The organism is Planococcus sp. A6 (genome assembly GCF_028823615.1).
In the GTDB taxonomy this organism is placed as follows: Bacteria; Bacillota; Bacilli; order Bacillales_A; family Planococcaceae; genus Planococcus.
In genome coordinates, this window is the sequence record NZ_JAPEHT010000172.1 from 1 (window position 1) to 5398 (window position 5398).

The 5398-nt window shown below is 36.2% G+C and carries 7 protein-coding genes; 3 read left to right on the forward strand and 4 right to left on the reverse strand.

Features of this window, described 5'->3' with window-relative positions:
- Positions 1–4: 4 nt before the first annotated feature.
- A complete protein-coding gene (locus ON064_RS16830; protein ID WP_274625678.1) occupies positions 5–505 on the reverse strand; it encodes a tyrosine-type recombinase/integrase in 501 nt (166 codons plus the stop codon).
- A 659-nt stretch (positions 506–1164) separates the two neighbouring features.
- Here ON064_RS16830 and ON064_RS16835 point away from each other — a divergent pair.
- Positions 1165–1311 (forward strand): hypothetical protein, encoded by a 147-nt coding sequence (locus ON064_RS16835; RefSeq protein ID WP_274625672.1) that lies wholly within the window; start codon positions 1165–1167, stop codon positions 1309–1311.
- Between the two features lie 265 nt (positions 1312–1576).
- Here the strand turns inward: ON064_RS16835 and ON064_RS16840 are convergent, their stop codons facing one another.
- Positions 1577–2314: a DUF4145 domain-containing protein gene (locus ON064_RS16840; RefSeq protein WP_274625673.1), complete on the reverse strand. Its 738-nt coding sequence runs from the start codon at positions 2312–2314 to the stop codon at positions 1577–1579.
- A 117-nt stretch (positions 2315–2431) separates the two neighbouring features.
- On the opposite strand from ON064_RS16840, the gene ON064_RS16845 reads away from it, so the two are divergent.
- Both ON064_RS16845 and ON064_RS16850 read left to right on the forward strand, forming a co-directional pair.
- Positions 2432–2965, forward strand: coding sequence for a hypothetical protein (locus ON064_RS16845; protein WP_274625674.1), 534 nt, complete (start codon positions 2432–2434; stop codon positions 2963–2965).
- 264 nt (positions 2966–3229) lie between these two features.
- A complete protein-coding gene (locus ON064_RS16850; protein ID WP_274625675.1) occupies positions 3230–3754 on the forward strand; it encodes a type III toxin-antitoxin system ToxN/AbiQ family toxin in 525 nt (174 codons plus the stop codon).
- Positions 3755–3764: 10 nt separating this feature from the next.
- Here ON064_RS16850 and ON064_RS16855 read toward each other — a convergent pair whose 3' ends face one another.
- Together ON064_RS16855 and ON064_RS16860 are read right to left on the reverse strand one after the other, a co-directional pair.
- Complete coding sequence (locus tag ON064_RS16855) at positions 3765–4322, reverse strand: MerR family transcriptional regulator (protein ID WP_274625676.1); 558 nt, start codon at positions 4320–4322, stop codon at positions 3765–3767.
- Between the two features lie 279 nt (positions 4323–4601).
- The gene (locus ON064_RS16860; protein ID WP_274625677.1) at positions 4602–4844 is read right to left on the reverse strand and encodes a hypothetical protein; all 243 of its coding nucleotides are present in this window, start codon (positions 4842–4844) and stop codon (positions 4602–4604) included.
- Positions 4845–5398 lie beyond the last annotated feature (554 nt).

Genomic DNA, 5398 nt, shown 5'->3' on the forward strand with positions numbered 1-5398 from the left:
AGTTTTACAGGCGAAATGCTTTTAAATTGCTCTCAATTTGCTCGTCTGTGATGCCGATATAGCGCAAGGTGATTTGCGGATGGGCATGGTTCAAGATATTCTGTAGCTCAGCAATGTCTTTAAACTGCTTGTAATGCCAGTAGCCAAATGTTTTGCGCAAGGTATGGGTGCCAATGCCTACCGAGATATCGACCATTTGTGCGGCCTTCTGAAGCTGTCTGTACGCTTGAACACGTGTAATTGGTCCATTTCCCTTTCGACTTGGGAAAAGCCACTTAGTGCCCTCTAACTTGCGAATATAAGCATCTAGTTCATCGAAAATATTGCCGAGATGAATTGTACGGCGTTTTCCGGTCTTCCCTTCACGTAACGACACAACTTGTTTGCCTTGGATCTCGCTTGTCTGGATAGTTAATAGATCACCTACCCGCAAGCCAGAATTAATGCCCAGGAGAAATAAAATATAATCTCGTTCGCTGCACCACTTTTTCAAACTCCATTTCATATCCTCGATCTTTTCCAGCGACCGAATAGGTTGCACATCTTTAAGTTCGCCTTTTTTAGTAACCAACTTTTCACTCCTCACTCAAATTAAGCAGACCATTACTCAAAGTTCTAATAATAATTAAGGTATAAGCTTTTAATAAAAATTTAGACTGAGTCAATAATTTACTTTTGATATGATTTTTACCTGCTTAAAATGTTCTTTAATAATACCTTAGTACCAACCTTCGAGTTTTTGCGTGAATATACAATACAGCATATATGGTAAATGGTACAATGGTTGAGACTATATATAGTGTTGTATTCTTCTTATTCACATTTAAGACAATTTTTTCATCTTTTTTGAATAAAAAGACTTGACAACTGTTTTGAATATCGTTAAATTAATTATAAGTGTTACATACCACGATCTGAGATAATCAAATGTGCGAGTTAATTAGAAAGTCGATTGTAATAATTCTTATAAAATTTTAATTGAGAAAGGTTGTGTGATTAATCTTGAGAAAACAAAAAAAGAGCTGCAGACTCTCCTCTTGCAGGGGGTCTACAGCTAAGTGATATAGAACGATCCGAAATCCGTCCCGTTCAAAATATAATTGGTATATTTAAAGTATCACTAGCTTCGACCACTTGCAAGCACTATATTGGGAGGTCGATAGCATGGAAAAACATAAAATTGGTGATACAAACGATGAAGGGAAGGTATGGATCTGTACCCCTTACATCACTAAGAATGGAGTTCGGATTTATCCGAAAGGCAGTAAAGTTTTCTGTTTTTGGGCCAAACCACGCAAGGGAAAAAATTAGATAGAGAAATAAAAAGGGACCCTTGGACGGAGGTCCCTTTTTTTATAGTGCAGCAGTAAGAAGACGAATTCTGGTTAATCACCTATTCGGACTTTTTCTAATAAATCTTATTTAGAATCAGATTACTAAAATAGGGGTTTTGAATGTATCATTTTTTAGCGTGTGTTCAGTTTTACTCGTACTTCTTGGGAAGTTAATAAAATAGAGGTTTTGAATGTAACTTAATATGTATTAAGTTACATTCGAAAAGTAGTAAGTCAAAATACTACTCGTTTTTTTGTATCTTTAAAGCTCTATTATTTCTATCTTCGATACCTTTTAGCTTATTTTCTGGTATAAGACTGTATATTTCATCAATCTCCCTTTTTTGAGTAATCATTCGATCTACTACCACATTTAATAATTTGAATAAAGCAATGGAAACATCCGTATTATCTTTCAAATCAATTGTTCCAGGATGGACGGCTTCATTACCAATCACTCTCAAACTGTCTAAAGCTTTTTCGACTTCTTTCGGAAGTCCCTGACTTACTAAGTCACCAATCATAGTGTCAATTTTTGCTTTTTGCGCTCCAACTTGCGGTAAAAGCTTTTCTAGAGCCAACCGCAATAATGCAGTAGATGCAGTCGGTGACAAGGTGCTCACTTTTCTTGCTTCAACATAGATTTTCATAACATCCTCTGGCATATCTAAATTTGGTAAGGGTGCCAAGTGAGTGAGTGGGTAAACTATCTTCCCTTCCACCCAAACTGCAACTTCTTCGCACACAAGACATTTGCTCACCGCACCAAGATTATCAGCAAAATATCCATTTTCCTTTATTGAATCCCATGTTTCGCCTATGTCATCTTGAACTTCTCTTAAACCTGCAAATGCTTTATATTCGACCACGTTAGGTCCAAATAGTTTAATTTCATACCAGTGTTGCTGAGTGTGGGCTGAACAAGTTGGGCAACTAAATGAGTTTTCTCCATATCTTGGGGGAACATATTTTTGAGTCATTATTATCCCTACTATTCTTATTTTTCCAATTATTATATCATTTTTCATACTTTTTCTAAATGAAGTGTTACAATAATTAACAATCTGAGGTATTAAGATTAAAAAGGGGGGGACTTCATGATAGACCCAACTTATGTTGTAGGATTAGCACAAACTTTAAATTCTGTTATGGCTTCTGATACCAGTAAATACGTAATCGACTCAGTAAAAACTTTTAAAGGTGGTAAAGACAAGGAAGCAACAATTGTAAAGTATGAGGAACTAATTAATGATTTAATTAGTGAAAATCAGGAATTGAAAAGAGTTGCATTAGGATATAAAGAAGAATATGAAAAAATTAATATTACAGACGATAACATTGAATATTTAAGAAATACTTTTAATCGAGTTTTAGAACTAATTTCCAATATGGGAGAAAATGAAGATGATGATAAAACTAAGAAAGACATGGAACAATTCACTAGCTTAATAGACGTTGATACATTAAAAACTATGCAATTATTAGGATTTAACTATAAACAAGCTATTGGAGAACCCTTGACTTTGATAGTTAATGATTTCATTACTAGAATGTACAGAACTGCAGTTTCAAGTAATAGTAATTCAAATTATGACATTGAAATATCATCAGACTCTGAAGAAACTGAATAGTATAGGAAATTATTATTTGCTGGTTTAATCAAATCTCTTGAAAACTTAGCAGGCTCTTGATATATTAAGTATATAAAGCGGAGAGGTCCTGCCAGATAGTGGACAATGAAAGAGCGGAGAGGTCCTGCCAGATTAGTGGACAATGAAAGAGCGGAGAGGTCCTGCCAAATTAGTGGACAACAAAAAAGTGGAGAAGCCCTACCACAAAAGTGGGCAAGAAAAAGGCGGCAATAAACTTGCCGCCTTTTTCTATGGAGAAATAATATGAAAAAAATTTTTATTTATGAGGTAGATCGCGAATATATTGAGTATCTACGTGAAATTGACGAAACAGTACGTAAAGAAAAAGATCACCCTGGCGCTAAAAGTAGAAAATATATCGGTATTTTGATGAAAATTAATGGTTGTGATTATTTCGCTCCTCTAGCTTCTCCGAAAAAAAAGTTTGAACACATGAAAAATGATAAAGATTTTATTAAAGTAGAGGGCGGAAAATATGGAGCTATTAATTTAAATAATATGATTCCTGTCCATCCATCTGGATTAATCCGATATGATATTAATACTGAATCCGATACTAAATATAAAAATATCTTATTAAATCAAGCAAGGTTTATACGAAAAAACACTTCCCAAATTATTTCAGCTGCTAATGAATTGTACGAGATTATGACAGGAACAGATAAAGAAAACGAAAATGAAAGAAATCGAATGAAAGATCGATGCTGTAAATATAAAGAATTAGAAGAAGCTAGTAAAAACTATAAAAAACAGGACTCTACAAATTAAATAGCTTACCCTAGTCTTTGCCCCAAAACTTCCATTTGGATTTTGCTGGGGCTTTTTTCAATTCATCCAAATCATTTTTCAACTGCTGGACGATGGCTAGCAGTTGTTCTTCTCGTTCTTGACTCTTTTTCAGTTCGTTTTTCATATCCGTAATGAGATTCGTATGATCCACCGGATCCGGCAAATGATTTTTCGGCTGCTGTTCCATGAGTTGCTGCAGCTCGTTGATTTTCTGGTTCTGCCCCATCAGCAATTCAACAATCTGATTGAGCGATTGCGGAGCAACCACTAAATCTGTATCGATTTGCTTTACTTCGCCCCCGAACTGTTCCAATAACTTAGCTTCAACTTCCGCTAAGTCTGTTCGTTTAATACCTTTTTCTCGTTGCACTTGAATAGTGTTGGCAATCAATTGAATTCGTTCCACTTGTTCTTCTGTATAAACCCGTTGCTGGTTCTGCCGAGGGTCTTTCACGACTTCACCAAGCCACCCCCGTTTTTCCCATTCTCGAAGTTGGTGGGCTTCAAGATTCAACTCCTTAACTAACCGACTGATTGGAATCCGCATACTTCCCCCCCCCTTAAATTTAGCTTTAATCAAAGTTAAATATACCTTTATTTTATGCTTCTCTTAGGCTGAAAGATACTAATTTAATAGCATTTCTAGATAAATAAAAAAAGAAGATGCTATGAATCAGCACCTTTTACGTTTTTGGGGTTAAGGAACTTACGATAATTCAGGATATATAAACCAACTAGAGATTGGCTAACTCCCTACATTTGCGAACGAATCATTATTATTTCTACATCCGGAGGCGACATAAAAGTTCCAGAAACCACTCTAATTTTAGGGTGGTGTATAACTGGGCACTCCGGAATTTTTGTCGCTGTCAATCGCCACGCAAATCTCATTCTTTTTTTCTAAAAATAATATTGAATTCAATTGTTTTTTTAAACTCAAATTGGCTTCAAGAAAAAAGGGAACAGGTAAAATTGATGAAAAAAAGCTGGCACAAACTTGTGCCAAAGGCGTTTTTTTTCTGGCACAAAACTGTGCCAAAATCAAAATTTGATGTACCCAACTAAACACTAGGCTCTGCCTAGTTCCCCATTGCAAATGGGGACACGTTTCCCTTATGCTCTTTCTCACTTTTTTCACCTTTACGACTGTTTTGCTGTTCATTAGCCCCAGCAGGAAACCCAAAAGAAGGCAGTGACTTTTTTGCAGAAAAAATCGGTGCGTATAAATGGGCACTCTCACTGAACTTTTTCGTTTTGATTGCTGAAGGGGATCTCGAAAAACAATTGGCTAGAAAAAACGAACGGCAGATCCAAGAGATTGCTGCGTAAAAAAATCCGACAGTGCCCAGTTATACACCACCCCAAAATCGGGGTGGTGACGGGGTTTTACTTGTCGCCTTCGGATATCCAAAAGAGAGAGAAAAAAGAATAAAAGATGAACCAAAAAAAGCCCGTTCTGATATTCCAACGAGAGGAAATCGGACCGGGCTTTTGGCTTTTCTGATTAAGAAGTGGAGGCATCTTTCGTTGTGCGTTTCTTTTTTTCGGCCAACTTTTTCAGCAGCTTCTCTTTTTCTTTATCAAGTTCCGGATTCGATTCCGATGGTTCAGCCGGTTCATCTT

Bases quoted from the DNA above. Each gene is read 5' to 3' on its own strand.
- ON064_RS16840 (WP_274625673.1), bottom strand. From the start codon at position 2,314: ATGACTCAAAAATATGTTCCCCCAAGATATGGAGAAAACTCATTTAGT.
- ON064_RS16855 (WP_274625676.1), bottom strand. From the start codon at position 4,322: ATGCGGATTCCAATCAGTCGGTTAGTTAAGGAGTTGAATCTTGAAGCC.
- ON064_RS16850 (WP_274625675.1), top strand. From the start codon at position 3,230: ATGAAAAAAATTTTTATTTATGAGGTAGATCGCGAATATATTGAGTAT.
- ON064_RS16835 (WP_274625672.1), top strand. From the start codon at position 1,165: ATGGAAAAACATAAAATTGGTGATACAAACGATGAAGGGAAGGTATGG.
- ON064_RS16845 (WP_274625674.1), top strand. From the start codon at position 2,432: ATGATAGACCCAACTTATGTTGTAGGATTAGCACAAACTTTAAATTCT.
- ON064_RS16830 (WP_274625678.1), bottom strand. From the start codon at position 505: ATGAAATGGAGTTTGAAAAAGTGGTGCAGCGAACGAGATTATATTTTA.